Raw genomic sequence first — 16,733 nt, 5'->3', positions numbered from 1 at the left:
AATGAAAGGTTATCTGTGTCTGTGGCTTAAAAATAACACCCTGGAAACATTTCAGAAATAAGTAACCGCGAAGTTGCAACGGAATTGTTAAAATATTTGAGCTGACTCGCACAAACAACTAAAAATGTTACAAACTTGCATCATCCTTTTCAGCGTGCAGGAAGCGCTGCATAAAGCTTTCCAGCGGTAAGGCGCAACCAAACAGGTAACCCTGGGCGATGTCCACCCCAGCCGCTTGCAACCATTTCAGCTGTTCTTCTTTTTCGACGCCCTCAGCGACGATCCGCAGCTTGAGCCCGCGCGCAAGCTGAATTATCGCCGGGACCATGCTGGTATCATCCGGCACCATATCAATAAACGCCTTGTCGATTTTCAGAATATCCACCGGCAGCGATTTCATATGTTGCAGCTGGCGCAACCCGGCATAACCCATGCCGAAATCATCCAGCGCAATACGCGTACCGGCGTCGCGCAGCGGGCGCAGCAGGGCAATCACCGCCTGTGGATCGTCAAGGCGGCGGCTTTCCGTCACCTCCAGCACCAACGTGCCGGGGGCGATACGGTAGCGTTCAATAAGTGCCAACAGCTCAACGCCGCGCTCGGGATGCAACAACTGCAGTAGCGAGACATTCACCGACAGCGGCAGCATGATGCCCTGCTGCTGCCAGGCTGCCAGTTGACGGCAGGCTTCTTCCATTACCCAATAGCCTACCGGCACCATCAACCCGCAGTTTTCAATTCGCTCAATCAGATCGCACGGTAGCGACCAGCTGCCATCGGCCTGTCGCTGACGCAGCAGAACTTCCGCACCGCAAATATCGCCGCTGGCAATATCCACCTGCGGCTGGAACCAGATGGCGAACTGCTGATTATCGAGCGCGGTGAGGATGTCGTGCTCTTCCATTAACCGGCGCTGGGCTTTTTCCATCTGCTCAGGGTCAAAGAACTCGATTTGATTTTTACCCTTACGCCGTGCCGTCACCGCGGCGGAAACCGCACGGCGATAGAACTGTTCGGCGTTCAGCTCGCTATTAAACATCGCGATGCCGACGCTGGCACAGGGGCGCAGCTGGACACCGTGCAGCGGCAATCGCTCGCTAATAGAAGTGAGCACTCGCTTACTTAGCGAAACCGCTTCCCAAGGCTCGCTAAGTCCGGGCGCGTAAATGGCAAAATCGTAACCGCTCACCTGCGCCAGTACCATATTGGCCGGGATAACTGCTTTTAGTTTCTCGACCAGCGTTAAGAGCAGCATCTCGCGCTGGCTCTCTTTCAGGACGCCCGCGGCATCTTGCAGGGTTTCACACGCCACCACCAGCAGCGCCGAAGGCTGCGGACGGGTCGCGGTCTGCTCCAGCATCGCCATCAAAAAGGCTTTGTTGGGGAGCTCAGACACCGGAAAACGGGTCGATTGCAGCGATAGCTCATCATGCTGGCGCAGCAAAGACTGCTGATTGCGGTTGTAGCAGCGCACCAGCATGCCAATTTCATCGTCCTGGTGCAGTCGCGGTAGGCTCAGTTGATGTCCAAGACGATCCTGAGGCGGAATATCGTTGAGTTCGCGGGCGATGGCGCGCAGCGGGCGAACAATCAGTCGGTTGATACACCAGGTGAGCGCTACCGTTAAAACCAGCACCAAAAGTAAGTAAGTGGTCACCAACGTCGCAAGCGCGCTCATGACGAATTTGTACATGCGATAGGAATCCGCCTGCAGTACCAGATAAGCCAGCGGCTGCGGGTTAGCCGGGCGTTCCAGCGAGTAGATTGGCAGAGATATCTGCACCGGCAGTTCAAACAAGCGAGTGATCATCACCGGCACCGGACGCTCGGGTATAAAGCGCATCCGCAGCGCCTGGAATTGATTCGGTAGCACCACATCCGCCCGGCTGACGATGCCAGCAGGCTGAATGCGGCCCAGAATGGCTTCCGCTTCGGGAATGTCGGCTTTCAAAATAGCCGCCGACAGCGGCTCGCGAACGGAACGGGCGATACTTTCTAATTGCGTGGCCGTGGTATAGCGACTCTGTTGCACAAAGTGAAACAGCAAAATAGAACAAAAGACCAGGACAAACGCCATGGACACGCTCGCGACCATCGCCATCTGTTTAATTGTAAGTGAGCGGCTGACGCGCAACTGTGTTCTCCACTGAAACTGAACGACTATCCGGCAAGATCCATCGATACCGGTCGTTTTCAGGCTGATTATATACGCAAATGGTTCGCTCTCGCCCGCAAGGCGGGTTCTTCCCGAAAGCGGCGGGCGAGGTACGGCGAGTATACGCGAACAGCGCGGTGGATTGGCGATTAGCCGTAGAAATCAGGCTAATCTGCTACCAATCCGCATAAGGCACCAACGGCTGCGGCGGCATATCCATGTCGCCCTGCCAACCGGAAGCGGAATAGCGCACGTACAGCAGCGCGTGGCTCGGCGTGTAATCTTTGGCCTGCTGAATATCCACCGCCGCGCCGACAAACCAGTTGCCGGTAACCCGCCGTTCCACCAGCGCCCGCGCGGTATAACCGAAGCCCTGGCTGCTGCTGCCCTGTTCTTTTAGCTGGCTGGCCTCGTAGCGATACTGCGACGGAATCAAATTCAGCAACGGATAGCGCGCCTGAGTTTGCGTGCGCGAATGGGACCACGACACCGACCCGCCGAGTTCCCACGACCAGTTTTCGGTACGCTGACGCCAGATGACCGGCACCGAGAAAGAGAGATACTCCTGCGGGCTGTAGTAACCGCCCTGACCCAGGGTGTAGCCGCTGAGGTCTTTGTCGTAGTGCCAGATCATATTGGTCAGGCCGACGGTCACCCGGCGATTATTTTCATTGATCGCTTTATAGTAGTAACCGGTCATCCAGCGCACGCGCCAGTTGTCCTCGACGTTTTTGCCGGTGAGTTGGTCAGCACCCAGCGATGACCAGATGCCGTTAGCCTCGCCTTTATCGTAGCTCAGGCTGATACCGCCGCCGGCGGCGCGTACCCCGCCCCAGGTGGTACCGGTGTGGCCGTCGTTAGGGTTATCTTTTTGCCCGCCGAAGGAGAGCAGCGAGCTGGAAATGGGCCGCCGGTGGACGTTGACGGTATAGCCGACCGGGCCGGCATCGCCGCTGTAACTCAGCCCCCCCACGACATCGACCACGTTAAAGCCCATCGGCGTGGTGCCGATATCACCGCTCCAGGTGTCGTTCTTCCAGCCGACCGCCACGCTGGCGCCGCCGTCGCTCTGGTTTTTGCTACCGCCATAGCAGCTAATTTCGCCGCAGGTCCCCCAACTCGGCGAGTAGCCGCCGTCGCTATTGGTGGAAAACGTCCCGGCGTTCATATTCACCACATCGGTACGGAAGAACATCCGTCCGTCATACAGCGGCGCGTCCACCTGCAGCATGGTGGTGTGCGCTTTGAGGTCTGAATAACCGCCGGTGCCGCTCGATCCCCAATAGTCGTGCTCAAGGGTAACGTTAAGATCCTGCTGGCGATAGAGATCGGCGGCGTCGCTGCGGATCCCGCGCTTCAGCCAGTCATCCTGGCTATCGTTGCGGGTCAGGCGGGTAAAGGCCTCATTATCCTGCGGGCGAACGCGGGTCACGCCCGAGGCCACCATCGCGTCTTTATAGCTTTCCAGGGCCTGCTGTGGTTGATCGGTTTGCGTCTGGAAGCGCGCGGCATCACGCAGCACCAGCGCGCTTTCCATCGATGGCGGCTGGCTTTTCGCCTGCGGCACGATGCGGTCGAATATTTGTTGCGCGCCCGCGGTATCGTCAAATCCGGCGCGGGCCAGCGCTACCCGGCGCTGCATGTTGATCGATTCCGTATCTGCATCCTTCAACTGCGCGACCTGCGCGCGGGCGGCATTTTTATCGCCCTCAGCAAGATAGACTTCCGCCAGTCCCAGGCGCGCATCGCCATTATCAGCCTGCTGGCTCAGCACCCGATGGTACTGGGCTATCGCCGCCTCGCTATCGCCGCGCTGCTGCGCCCAATCCGCCAACGTCAGATCGTAGCGTACCGATTCCGGCTGCTGTTTAATCAAGGCGATAGCCTGACTTTCCTGTCCGCTATCGCGAAGTTGGTTGGCCTCGCGCATCACTTTGTCGCTTTGCAGACGCCCTTCCAGTTCACGAATATTGTCGGTCCACTGTCCGCGCGGCAGCGCGTTAATTTGCGCCAGCGCGGCATCATCCTGATTATTACCGGACAGATAGAGGCCGTAGGCGTAAACCCGTTCGGCATCGCCCGGCTTGCGGTTGGCCATGTTACGCATCAGCGCGTCCGCTTCCGGCCGCTGGCCGGCGCTGACCAGATCTTTCGCCAACCGATAGGTTATCCACACGCTTTCGGGATCCAACGCCAGACGCCGCCGCTGCACCTCCGCGGCCTGCGCCCAGTTGCCCTGGTTTTCCAGCGCTTCGGCCTGTTTTTCCAGTCGGTCGTTAGTGAGGCTGCGTTCAATATCATCAATGCTACGCCGCTGGCTAGCGGGGAGACTGGCAATATAGGCGCTGGCTTTTTCCGGGGATTCACGACGATAAACATTCGCCAGACCGCGTACGGCGAGATTATTGTCGCGATCCATGCGTAACGCCTGGCGATAGTAGCGTTCGGCGGCGGAGTCATCTTTGCGCGCCACGGCGACATCGCCTAACCCCAGCACCGCGTAGCTGTCGGTGTTATCCACCCGCTGCGCCTGGGCATAGGCGTTTTGCGCCTGCGCCAGTTGGCCTGCTTTCAACGCGTTATCGCCCTGTTTAATCAACAGCCAATAGCGGTTGGTCTTCAGCAGACTGTCCCACTTATCGCGATTCGGGCTTTTCGGATCCATCGCGATCGCTTTATTGAGCTGCGCCACCGCCCGCGCCCGGTCGCCGCGCTGTGAGTAGGCAGCGCCCAGCGCGCCGACGGCATCGCTATCGCGGGCATCGGCGCGTACCGCCTGCTGCAGATCGGCCACCGCCTGCGCCGCATTACCGGATTTCACCGCCGCCAGTCCTTCGCTTTTAGCGCGGAAAGTCGGATCTTTCAGTTGAGTTTGTTGCTTATCGAGTAGCACCCGGGCATTAGCAACCGTTTCTCCGGTGGTGAATACGACCAGAAAACGCTGCAGCGCCTGCACGCTGGCGCGGCTAACCGGCAAATTTTTAATTTCATCAAACCACATCGCCGAAGCCGCATCTCGCCCGGCGGCCGATCGAGACATCTGTTCGAGATAAGCGAAACCTTCATCCGGTTTATTATCGGCAAACATCTGTTTTGCCAAAGTCGTTTGCAATGCCACGTTACCCGGCGAGCTGGCATTCAGTTTTTTCAGTTGGCTAATGCCTTCGTTATGCCGCGCCGGCAAACGCGAGACCAGTGTCCAGTATTCAATAGCAAAATTAACATCCGCCGGAACGCCGTCGAATAGTTTTTCATAGGCGACGATGGCCTCGTCGACGTGCCCGGAAACGCCTAGCAGGCGCGCCTGCTGCAGTTCTTGCTGACCTTTGCCTCCGCTGAGATCGATCTCGCTGCGCGTCGCTTTTAGCGCCGATGATTCAGGAGCCAGTTTCGCCAGCAGATCGAGCTGCTTTTGCGCGCCGGCGGTGTCGCCCTGGCGCAGCAGGTAGCGAGCCCGGGCGGCGAGATAATCGGGATTATTCGGGTCGATTAGCTCCAGTCGATAAAGCGACTGACGCACCAGATCTTCACGGTTGCTCGCCTCGCCGAGACGCACTTGTTCCAGCAGATGCTGCTGCGCAGGGGTATTCGCCGCCTGCGCCAGCGGCAGCAGCGCGAGACTAACAGACAGCGTGATGAAGCTTAGTGAGAACTTGCGCATTCCTGGTTCCAGTCAGGTTGTAATTCGCCACCCGCGGCGAAACGAAAACGATGTTGATCCCACCCCTGGCCGAACAGCGTCAGCACCGCACTGTAGTAGGCGTCCGCGTCGGGGTAATGATCGGCGACCCGTTGACGCTGTACCGCGCGGGCGTCGTCATCTTGCAAAAACGGCAACATGGAAGCCGAGAAACCAACCGGCCCCTCACCGGTGGTTTTCCCGCTGGCGATATTGGTTTTTTCCGGCGGCAATCCCTGTTTGATAGTCTGGGTCGCCATCGGTTTGAAACGCGCCAATAGCGGCGCTTTTTGTTTATCGGCGTTATTGAGCATCCCGACCCACAGATAGACGCGAATAGCGTCATAGCTGCCAATAATCGGCTTATCGGTTTTCAGCTGCCAGCCGCTGCCTTTCTCATAGCGCACCCAGTCCGGTGAGAAGCCTTTTGGCGCCGTTTCCAGCAGCAGCCGCAGATTGCTGTCGCGGATCTTCAGCCACGGCGCGCCAAAGCGGGTAAAATAGGTTGCGAGCTGCGGCGGCAGGTAGCTTGGGTTAAAGCGCCAGCCCTTGTCGTCCGCGAAACCGACTTTCCCAGGGAGCACCGACGGCCCCAGTCCAGGAACATCGGCGACTTCTTCATCGGCAATCCGCGCCAGCAGCGCTTTTCCTACCTCAGTGTAGTTAGCGACCTTCCACAGGCGTCCGGCTTCCAGCAGTGACCAGGCAATCCACAAATCAGAATCCGATGCCGAATTGCTGTCCAGCACCGTCCATTCGTCCTCGCTCTTTTTCCCCCATAGCCATCCCGGCAGATGGGCGCGCAGATCGCCCTGCGCCAGGTTGTTCTGCGTCCACTGGAATAGCTTATCGAAGCCCTGGCGATCGTTGGCCGCCAGGGCGAAGAACAACGCGTAGCTTTGTCCTTCGGAGGTGGTGATTTTGCGCGCATCGCTGGGGTCGATGACTCGCCCTTCGGCGCTGACATACGCTTTTTTAAACTGCTCCCAGGCGGGCCACTGGCAGGCGGCGCTAACCTGCCCCGCCGCCAGTATGAATACCGAGAGAAGTACCCCACGAAATGCGTTCATCAGCAATTACTCATCATCAGGATCAAGACGGCGACGGCTGAAAATACGCAGCATGCGCCACAGCACCCACGCCAGCAGCACAATGCTGACGGCCGCCAGAATCGCCAACAGTATCGGATGGCTGGAGAGCGCAAACCAGATGCGCTCGAACCACGGCAGGTGGCCGACATAATAGATATCGCCAACCCGCAGGCTATTGACGCCAGATTCGCGAATCACCGCCACCGAACCGAACATCGCCGCCCGTTTACCGCTGTCATTTAAGGCGTTTGTGAGTAGCTCGTTACCGCGCGGGCTATCGGCCATCAGGGCGATCACGCTGCGCTGGTCGTTATACGGCGACTGGAAGCCAATAATGGCCGCCATCGGCCCGGAAGAGGTGATATCGGTCCGCGTATGCGGCGTGCGGGCATCATCGTCCGGATAGATGCTAGCCAGGTCATAATGACGCATCGGCGTTTTCACCCAGCTTTTGGTCGCCTCGACCAGCAGATTGATTTTAGTATCGTCTTTCAGCGATGGCGGGATAGCGCCAATCAGCATCAGATCGGCATCTTTGCCCTTAATTTGGTTGCCGTCGTCGGTCATCTGCATGCTGATAGCCGCCAGCCCGGTCTGCGCGCCAATGCCGCCTACCGCCTGCAGCAATGTCTCCACCTGACCCGCATCAGGCGTTTTCGGCACCACGATTAGCGTCTGAGAGAGATCGGCCATGCGGGTATACGGGAAACCGGCATTAGCGAAGACGCGCAGGTCCGGCATCGCCAGGAAGTGGTAATATTTCGAAAAATCGATGGTGGAGTCATCGCCGATCACCACGTGGTTCTGCACCGGCTGGAAGGTAATACAGTTATCGATGTTGCCGCCCGGCATCGGGTTCATGTACTGGAAATCGAAGCGCAGCTGGTTCATCGCGCCGAGGCGCAGCGCGGGTATGGTCACCTGGTTCTGGCCATCCAACAGCCCCTGCAGCACCGGCAGGCGTAAAATCAGCTTATTCACATCCTGCGAGCTATTGAGGCTAAACGACTGCAGGAACTGATCGTTAAGGCTGATATCCATCCGCGAGCTATCTTTGATAGGCGGCATGGTATAGCGATATTTCAGGTCCATATCGATGCCGTTGGCGCGAAGCAGGTACAGATCCGGCGGCAGATTCAGCGCCAGGTTAATCGAATCTGGCACCAGGCCGCTTGATTGCAGCTGCTGTTCATAAGTTTTCAGCTCGCCGAAAGTCACCGGCCTGTCGGTACGAACCCAGTTTGGCGCGTCATACGGCTGGCGGGCCTTCAACTCTTTCACGCCATCCACTACCACGCTATCGCCGCGGAATAGAATATTGCCCTGGGCAATACCCTTCGCCGCCACCAGCAGATCTTGATCATCACGGCCGAAGATCACCAGCAGCTTGACGTAGGGGTTGCTCGGGTGGTTGACCATTTCGATGGTCGGCGCTTTTACCGGCGGATGGTCGCGCAGGAAGTCCGGACGCTTATCGTTGGTCGCGAAGATGATAGCGTTACGTTCCGGTATCTCATTGAAGCGGACCGGGAACTGCTGACCACGCCAGCCGGCCTTGCTGCCAAACCAGGAGGCGACAATCGCCGCCGCCTGCTGCTGTTTGACGTCAGGCGCAGAAGCAAAAACCATCGGCAACGTCAGCGGACGGTTGTCGCGCGAGTCGTAAAACGGAACCGGAAAGTGGGACAGGTCGTTACGTACCTGCAGCGACTGATAGGTTAAATCCAGCGAGCTCTCACGGCCGATATCAAGCCACAGCGTACTGCTGGCCGGGTTTTCGCAAACGTCGCGATAGTGGCCGACAAACTCCAGCCGCACGCGGTTAAAATCGGTGATATACAGCGGATCGACCGGGATCTGGGCGCTCACTTTTTTACCCAGCTGCTCTTTGGTGACCGGCAACACGCCCATTAATTCGTCGTTGAGATAAACCTTCAGCTGTGATTGCACCGGCAGCAGCGATGGCGAAGGCGTGTAATCAAGATTGAGCAGCGCTTTAGCGACTACTTCATCACTGCGCATGCCGAATTCCACGGCGCCCTCTGGATGCGAACCGCGCAGCACCATGCTACCCGGCGGCGGCGCGATTTGCGCGAAAGTCAGCTTCACGTCGCGAGTCGGGATATTGTCCGCCACCACCACCGGCGCGGCAGGATCGATAACCGCCGCGGTCGGCTGGCTATCGTTAATCACCGGCGCTGGCTGAGCCGTAACCGTTGTGGCGGGAGCGTCGACCACCGCGGCATTAGGCGTCACCGCCGGAGCCGAAAATGTTGCGAAGGGGTACCAGCTGCTCATTCCCACCGCCACTGCACAAATCAAGGAAAGTTTTCTTTTCATCGCATTATCATCATTGTTGAGCCATTGCCGGTTCTGCCGAGAGCACCGCCGCGGCACGTTCGGGACGGCGCGGTAAAAATGATACAACCCAGGCCACCAGCGAGGTGAGCGAGCGGAAAATAACCTTCACCGACGGCGGTGAGAACTCCGCCAGGTGACGATATCCACGGAACCCCAGCTTGAGGATATCCAGCAGGCTTTCCATCGGTTTATCTTCCGGGAAGCTGTCCTGCCAAAGCGCCCACGTATCAGCGCGGGCAAACGTACACTGCACAAAATCAATATGTTGCTGGTTAGTCAGCGGCAGCAATTGCAGGCCGACTTCACCGCCGTTCACCCGCGCGACGCGAACCGGGAAAACGTATTCTTGCTGTCCGCGTTTGAGCAGCAAATTCACGTGTTGCCCTTCCAGTACCCGCGCTTCGCCGTGAATTTTTATCCCCAGCCCGCCGTCGGAGTAGTCATGAACGGTACAGGAGAACAGGTGACCATCCGGGCGAGCAATCGCCGCCGGCATCGACATCTCTACGCGGTGCGAACGCCGCACCTGCTTGCTCTCCACCGACACCGCCACGGCGCCGCCGAGGATGATTAAGTTATAAAACACCCAGATGATACTGACCCAAACGGTCAAAATTTCGTTCTCGGGTCCGTACATAAAGCGCCAGATGCCGACCGCCACGCCCACCAGATTAAGCAATACCAGATAAATGTAGGGGCGGGAGATAACCCAATCGACATACTCGTCTTTCACCAGTCCGCCTTTGGCGGTGACGTTGAACTTGCCTTTGTGCGGGTTAATCAGCGCGACGAAGGTCGGCGGCGCGATATACCATGCCAGCACCGTTTCGTAGATTTCACTCCAGAAGGAGTGGCGGTACTTACCCTGAATCTTCGAGTTCGTCAGGCTGGCGTGAATCATATGCGGCAGCACGAACAGCGCGATCATCAACGCGGGCGCATAGATGATATAGGCGTGTAACAACAAGAATGCCAGCGGCGCGGTGAGGAAGATAAGCCGTGGGATACCGGACAAGAAGTGCAGCATCGCGTTGACGTAGCAGATACGCTGCGCCAGCTTCAACCCTTTACCAAATAAGGGGTTATCGAGACGGAAAATCTGCACCATCCCGCGCGCCCAGCGAATACGCTGGCCGATATGCGCCGATAAGCTTTCCGTCGCCAGACCCGCCGCCTGCGGGATGCGCATATAGGCGGAGGTATGGCCACGACGATGCAGACGCAGTGAAGTATGGGCATCCTCAGTGACCGTTTCAACGGCGATACCGCCGATTTCATCCAGCGGGCCGCGGCGAATGACCGCGCAGGATCCGCAGAAAAAGGTCGCATCCCACATGTCGTTGCCGTCCTGCACCAGACCGTAAAACAGCGTTCCCTCGTTCGGCGTTTTACGAAAACGGCCCAGGTTGCGTTCGAACGGATCCGGCGAGAAGAAGTGGTGCGGCGTCTGCATCATCGCCAGCTTTTTATCCTTCAGGAACCAGCCCATGGTCATCTGCAAGAAGGAACGGGTCGGCACGTGGTCGCAATCGAAAATAGAGACGAACTCGCCTTTCGCATACTTCAGCGCATTGTTGATATTACCGGCCTTGGCATGTTCGTGGCTGGTACGCGCGATGTAATGGACGCCGACGTCTTTCGCGAACTGGCGAAACTCTTCGCGCCCGCCGTCATCAAGGATCCAGATATTGAGCTTATCCTTCGGCCAGTCGATACCCTGCGAAGCGTAGATGGTATTTTTCACCACGCTAAGGTCTTCGTTGTAGGTCGGGACGAAGATATCCACCGTCGGCCATTCGTTCATGTCTTCCGGTAGCGGCACCGGCTGGCGATTAAGCGGCCACACCACCTGGAAATAGCCCAGCACCAGCACAATCCAGGCGTAGGTTTCGGCAAACAGCAAGATCAGCCCACATACCAGGCTGACCGGATCGTTCCAGTTAAGCGTGGAGGTATAGCGCCACCAGATATAGCGACAGGAAACGGTCAGCGACAACACGATCAGCATCAGGGCGGAGAAACGCCCCGGAATACGCCGCACCAGCAGCGCGACGCCCCACAGCAGCAGCAGGAAAATAAACTGTGACAGCGGGTTAAACGGCTGGGTAATGCACAACAACGCCAGAATCAGTGAGAAGAAGGTGACGGTGCCAAGCACTAGCCGCCGCAGTTGCGGATGCAGGTGCTCAAGCTCTTTCTGCTTATCGAGGTGGCCGGTACGGGTGTTGACCTTTTCCGGTAATTTTTCCATCCACTGCGCGTAGCGCCCGTGAACCCCTTCCAACGCCGCCAGCGAGCGCCAGTTAATTTTTTTATCCGGTTCCGGCACCCGAGTCGCCAGTAGCCAGAGCGACTGCAGCAAATAGCGCAGCGGATCTAACGGGCGTGGGCGATGCGGATTAATATGCGGAAAATAGTCGGCATGGTGTTCGCGAATAGCTTGCCAGCGCGGCGTCTCAAGCGGCATTAACGCCCACGCCAACGACACCCACAGGCAACCGAGAAAAGCCGAAAGCACCGACGCGCCATGCTGACGATAGTCATCATAACGTTCGCTCAAGCGCTCGCCCACCGGCGGCGCCAGCAGCAACGTACTCAGGCGGATCATGCCGTCCCCTCTCTGGCATAGTGCAGCAGGCACCAGTTGGCCAGCGTCAGCACCTCTTCCGCCGCCAGGGCATCCTGACGATATTCGCCAAGCGGCTGTTTCGCTGCCAGACACTCCGCCATCGCTTCATCGCGGTGAATCGTGACCGGCAGGATCCGCCGCTGGCTTTCCAGCCATAGTTGATAGAGATCTTCCTGCAGTTGGCTGCCTACGCGTAGGTCGTTAATCAAAATATCCGCGTTCGCAGGCAGCGCCTGCTGATGCAGGCGAATATGGCTGTTGCCGTCCGGGTGCACAACCTGTAGCACACGATCGCACACGCTCAGCAACTCGCGGGTAAGTGGAGAATAACCCTCAGGTATATCAATCAGCAGCCAGCGGTGGCTTCCCTGCTGGTCGAGCAATTTGATTTGTTCCGCGATGGGTTCAAGCGCTGAACTGAGTTTATCAACGTGCTCACGTTCGCCAGGCGTCAGCCGGCCAAACGGCAGGAGATCGATATGCGCGGTGTAGCGCAGTCCGGCGTCGCGCCAGTCACCACCGTCAATCAACGAGCGTGCCCAGCCGTTGCGATGGTCGAAATCAACGTTGAAGAAAAAGCGCAGCATATTGTCCGGGCTGGCATCGACCACCAGCACAGTTTCACCGAGCAGCTGTAGTGCCCAGGCCAGTGCGGCGGTAATAGATGTGGTGCCTACGCCGCCGCGTATGCCTTGTAATCCCAGAATCGCCATCGACGGCTTCCTTACTTTTTCTCAGCTAATTCGGCCAACAGCGGCCAGCGTTGCAACGCCGCAGCGAGCTGTTCGCGTCGGGAAATGTCGTGGTAATCAATATCCGGCAGGGAAAATGCCCGGCTTAATGCCAGGAAATCATTTTGGAAGGTATATCCCAGCGTCGCATCGCCAGGTACCGCAGGATCTTTTTCCGGCATTTCTCTGTCCATTCGAAAAACACATTATAAAACCAGGAAGTGTAAACCGCTCATCCCTAAAATTACGTGTACATGCTAAAACTGATGTCCTTTAATTTCAATGTTAGGTTTACTCTCACGCTTTCGCTAGTAAACTAATCATTGTAAATAGGGCGCGCGAGGGACATCGTGGATATTGTATATACGTTGGGTATTTCATCGTTATGGGACGAAGTATGCCATATGCCCGTTGGCGGGGTATGGTGGCTTAATGTCGACCGCTATGCCGACGCCGTCAGCCTGCTGAATCAAACGCTGGAAAGCCAGGCGCAGGACAGCAAGGTCGCGGCCATAGTGATGGGTAAAAAACCTAATGAAGTCATATCATTAAAAAAAGATCACGGTCCCAACAAAATCGCATTATTCACTATGCCCGATCGCCCGGAAGGCCTGCAGGAGCTGCACCGCGACATACTTTGCTCTATGGAACCTGGCAACTATTTATTTATTCTGCTATGTACAGAAAATTCCTGGCAAAATATAAAAATAGATGAATTACTCCATTGGGTAGAAAAATCTAATCGATGGACCAAATACCATAACTGCTCTCTTATGGTACTTAATTCGGCTAACGATACCGATAAACAACTTTCTCCATTATTACGCCAGTACCGCGCCCTTTCCGGGCTGGCAAGCATTCGTTATCAGGGCGACAGCCATCTATTTGATATCGCGTGGTGGGGAAGCGAGAAAGGTATTAGCGCACAGCAGCAACTGGTTATTTTACACGATGATGAGGGTTGGCGGCTGGCGCAGAACGAAGAAGCTGTGGTACAGCCACGCAGCGACGAAAAAATCGTCCTCAGTAATTTGCGCGTGCTGGAAGGGGCGCCTGCGCTTTCCGAGTATTGGACGCTGTTCGAAACCAATGATGCGGTCTTTGAAGCCGGTCGTACCGCGCAAGCGGCCACCCTGCTATTTTCCATCACCCAGAACGAACAAATAGAGCAGCTCGGCCGCTATATCCATATCCTGCGCCGCCAGCGCGGCAGCGCCTTAAAAATCGTGGTACGCGAACAAACGCCAAGCCTGCGCGCCACCGATGAACGCTTGCTGCTAAGCAGCGGCGCCAACATGGTGATCCCCTGCAGCGCCGGGCTTTCACGCTGCCTGACGCTGATTGAAAGCGTGCAAAAGCAGAAGTTTACTCGCCACGTTCCGGAAGACTTCAACACGCTGCTAACCTGGAGCCGGCCGCTTAAACTTCGCGGCTATCAAAAGTGGGACGCCTTCTGCGAAGCGGTCAGCAATATCATGGGCAACACGCTGCTGCCGCCGGATAGTAAAGGGGTGATGGTAGCGCTGCGCCCCGCGCCGGGACTACGTGTCGAACAGGCGTTAACCCTGTGTAAACCCAACCGCATGGGCGATATCGTGACGATCGGTAATAATCGATTAGTGCTGTTTTTATCGTTTTGCCGGGTAAACGATCTGGACACGGCGTTAAACCATATCTTCCCATTACCGACTGGAGACATTTTCTCTAACCGTATGATTTGGTTCGAAGACAAGCAAATTTCTGCGGAAATACTGTTGATGCGGGGACTCTCCCCGGACAACTGGAACACGCCGCTGCCAATTACGGTGGGCAAAAACGAAGCCCTTAACGTTAAGCACGATGGTCGCCAGTGGCGGCGAATCCCGGAACCCTGGCGCCTCTCCACCGACGGAGAACCGCGGTCATGATGTCTATCGCCGATATCATTCAGCTGATTGTACTGTGCGCCCTGCTGTTTTTTCCGCTGGGGTATCTAACGCGCCATTATCAGCGCCGTATTCGCACGACTTTACGTTTGATGTTCTTTAAACCCCGTTACGTGAAACCGGCCGGCGTGCTGCGCCGGGATAACGCGACCAGGCAGGGCAAACTGAAAAAATGACCAAAACAAAAACTACCGCTACGCCGCTTCCGCTATGGCAGTACTGGCGCGGCCTGTCTGGCTGGAACTTCTATTTTCTCGTGAAGTTTGCCCTGCTGTGGGCGGGATACCTGAACTTCCATCCAATGCTTAACCTGGTGTTCCTCGCCTTTCTGCTGGTGCCGATCCCCAGCGAAAAACTGCACCGGATACGCCACTGGATAGCGATTCCGCTCGGCTTTGCCCTGTTCTGGCATGATACCTGGTTACCCGGTCCGGAAAGCATTATGAGCCAGGGCTCGCAAATCGCCGGTTTCAGCGCCGATTACATCTGGGACCTGATCACCCGCTTTATTAACTGGAATATGGTCGGCGCCTTCTTTGTGCTGCTGGTGCTGTGGCTATTCATCAGCCAGTGGCTGCGCGTTACCGTGTTTGTTTCGGCGATCATGGTCTGGCTGGTTATCAGCCCGCTGCTGCCCTCCTTTACTCTGTGGCCCTCCGGCCAGCCGACCACCGCTGCGGCCACGCCCGCGGCAACGACTGGTGGAACGACAACAGCCGCGGCATCCGCCAGCGCTGACGCCAGCGGCGATATCCCGCCGCAGACCGAACCGCCCACCTCGGCTAACCTTAGCAACTGGCTGAAAACTTTCTATGCTTCTGAACAGAAAAGAAAAACGCCGTTCCCGGATCAGCTTCCTGGTGATGCGCAGCCGTTCGATCTGCTGGTAATCAATATCTGTTCCCTGTCATGGTCAGACATTGAGGCTGCCGGGTTGATGGACCATCCACTGTGGAAACATTTCGATATCGTCTTCAAAAACTTCAACTCCGCCACCTCCTACAGCGGCCCGGCAGCGGTTCGCCTGCTGCGCGCCAGCTGCGGCCAGCTATCACATAACAACCTGTATCAGCCGTCGGGCAACGAGTGCTATCTGTTCGAAAATCTGGCCAAACTCGGCTTTACCCAACAGCTGATGCTGGGACATAACGGCGTATTCGGCGACTTCCTCAAAGAGGTTCGCTCGCTCGGCGGTATGCAGAGTCCATTAATGGATCAGAGTGGTTTACCGGTTATTCTCCAGGGCTTCGACGGATCGCCGGTTTATGACGATCGGGCAACGCTCGATCGCTGGCTACAAACCACAGAAAAGCTCAACACGCCACGTACCGCGACCTTCTACAACACGCTGCCGCTGCACGATGGCAACCATTATCCCGGCCAAAGCAAAACGGCCGACTATAAGGCCCGCGCGCAGAAATTCTTTGATGAGCTGGATGCCTTCTTCACCGCGCTGGAAAAATCCGGGCGTAAAGTGATGGTGGTGGTGGTACCAGAACACGGCGGCGCGCTGAAGGGTGATAAAATGCAGGTCTCCGGGCTGCGCGATATTCCAAGCCCGTCGATCACTAACGTGCCGGCGGCGGTGAAATTCTTCGGCATGAAGGCGCCGCATCAGGGCGCCGCGGTGGAAATCACTCAGCCTTCCAGCTACCTCGCAGTTTCTGAACTGGTGGTACGCGCCCTCGACGGTAAGATGTTTACCGAGGATAACGTCAACTGGCAGCAATACACCGCTAACCTGCCGCAGACCGCTGCGGTATCGGAAAACTCCAACGCTATTGTCATTCAGTATCAAGGCAAACCTTACGTGCAGCTCAACGGCGGCAGTTGGGTACCGTATCCGCAGTAAATACGAAAAAGGCCGCAGGAGAATTCCTGCGGCCTGTTCGGGCGCAAATTGCCAACGCAGCAGACTCACGCCCGCCGGTCCGTCACTTCTGGTTATGCATCCAGCTGACGATAATGCTGACCACGATGCCAGCGATTATCGGCGCCGCCAGATCGTCCCATAAGATCAGACCTAACTGTGTGAGCGTCATAGAGCCGCCTGTATTGCAATGGCAATCGTTCGCGGCTATCTTTAACTTGCTTGGAGTTAGTGATAGCCCTCGTTCAGTTGCCTGGTTAACACCAGCAACGTGCGAGGGTTTTCTCTTTCC

At 56.9% G+C, this 16,733-nt stretch carries 11 protein-coding genes; 3 read left to right on the top strand and 8 right to left on the bottom strand.

The window, feature by feature from the left end; genetic code table 11:
- Nucleotides 1-127: 127 nt before the first annotated feature.
- The 7 genes from hmsP to bcsR form a co-directional block, all read right to left on the bottom strand.
- The gene (hmsP, locus tag ACSEMK_RS11395) at nt 128-2,134 is read right to left on the bottom strand and encodes a biofilm formation regulator HmsP (protein ID WP_047047804.1); all 2,007 of its coding nucleotides are present in this window, start codon (nt 2,132-2,134) and stop codon (nt 128-130) included.
- Nucleotides 2,135-2,330: 196 nt separating this feature from the next.
- Entirely contained in the window at nt 2,331-5,816 is a 3,486-nt protein-coding gene (gene bcsC, locus ACSEMK_RS11390; protein WP_430914910.1) for a cellulose synthase complex outer membrane protein BcsC, read from the bottom strand.
- Nucleotides 5,798-6,904, bottom strand: coding sequence for a cellulose synthase complex periplasmic endoglucanase BcsZ (gene bcsZ / locus ACSEMK_RS11385; RefSeq protein ID WP_213794177.1), 1,107 nt, complete (start codon nt 6,902-6,904; stop codon nt 5,798-5,800). Before bcsZ ends, bcsC begins: the two co-directional genes overlap by 19 nt.
- 6 nt (nt 6,905-6,910) lie before the next feature.
- The gene (gene bcsB / locus ACSEMK_RS11380; RefSeq protein WP_113374005.1) at nt 6,911-9,265 is read right to left on the bottom strand and encodes a cellulose biosynthesis cyclic di-GMP-binding regulatory protein BcsB; all 2,355 of its coding nucleotides are present in this window, start codon (nt 9,263-9,265) and stop codon (nt 6,911-6,913) included.
- A 10-nt stretch (nt 9,266-9,275) separates the two neighbouring features.
- Nucleotides 9,276-11,894, bottom strand: a complete 2,619-nt coding sequence (gene bcsA / locus ACSEMK_RS11375; protein WP_087858989.1) for a UDP-forming cellulose synthase catalytic subunit — start codon at nt 11,892-11,894, stop codon at nt 9,276-9,278.
- Complete coding sequence (gene bcsQ / locus ACSEMK_RS11370) at nt 11,891-12,628, bottom strand: cellulose biosynthesis protein BcsQ (protein WP_411325332.1); 738 nt, start codon at nt 12,626-12,628, stop codon at nt 11,891-11,893. Before bcsQ ends, bcsA begins: the two co-directional genes overlap by 4 nt.
- Before the next feature lie 11 nt (nt 12,629-12,639).
- Nucleotides 12,640-12,828, bottom strand: a complete 189-nt coding sequence (bcsR, locus tag ACSEMK_RS11365) for a cellulose biosynthesis protein BcsR (protein ID WP_015369237.1) — start codon at nt 12,826-12,828, stop codon at nt 12,640-12,642.
- Between the two features lie 168 nt (nt 12,829-12,996).
- Between bcsR and bcsE the strand changes: the two genes are divergently transcribed.
- Genes bcsE through bcsG form a run of 3 tightly spaced genes read left to right on the top strand, consistent with a single transcriptional unit; the run spans nt 12,997 to nt 16,423 of the window.
- A complete protein-coding gene (gene bcsE / locus ACSEMK_RS11360) occupies nt 12,997-14,553 on the top strand; it encodes a cellulose biosynthesis protein BcsE (RefSeq protein WP_430914912.1) in 1,557 nt (518 codons plus the stop codon).
- Complete coding sequence (bcsF, locus tag ACSEMK_RS11355) at nt 14,550-14,747, top strand: cellulose biosynthesis protein BcsF (RefSeq protein WP_015369235.1); 198 nt, start codon at nt 14,550-14,552, stop codon at nt 14,745-14,747. The genes bcsE and bcsF overlap by 4 nt, the downstream gene beginning before the upstream one ends.
- Nucleotides 14,744-16,423 (top strand): cellulose biosynthesis protein BcsG, encoded by a 1,680-nt coding sequence (bcsG, locus tag ACSEMK_RS11350; RefSeq protein WP_411325330.1) that lies wholly within the window; start codon nt 14,744-14,746, stop codon nt 16,421-16,423. Before bcsF ends, bcsG begins: the two co-directional genes overlap by 4 nt.
- Nucleotides 16,424-16,505: 82 nt before the next feature.
- Here the strand turns inward: bcsG and ACSEMK_RS11345 are convergent, their stop codons facing one another.
- Nucleotides 16,506-16,613 carry a type I toxin-antitoxin system toxin Ldr family protein gene (locus tag ACSEMK_RS11345; protein WP_015703763.1) on the bottom strand — a complete coding sequence of 36 codons (108 nt, stop codon included), beginning with the start codon at nt 16,611-16,613 and terminating at the stop codon, nt 16,506-16,508.
- Nucleotides 16,614-16,733: the final 120 nt, after the last annotated feature.

Origin of the sequence: Klebsiella sp. K-3, from assembly GCF_051207495.1 — a bacterium.
GTDB classification, from domain to species: Bacteria; Pseudomonadota; Gammaproteobacteria; order Enterobacterales; family Enterobacteriaceae; genus Klebsiella; species Klebsiella aerogenes.
This window is presented reverse-complemented; position numbering and strand designations above follow the sequence as displayed.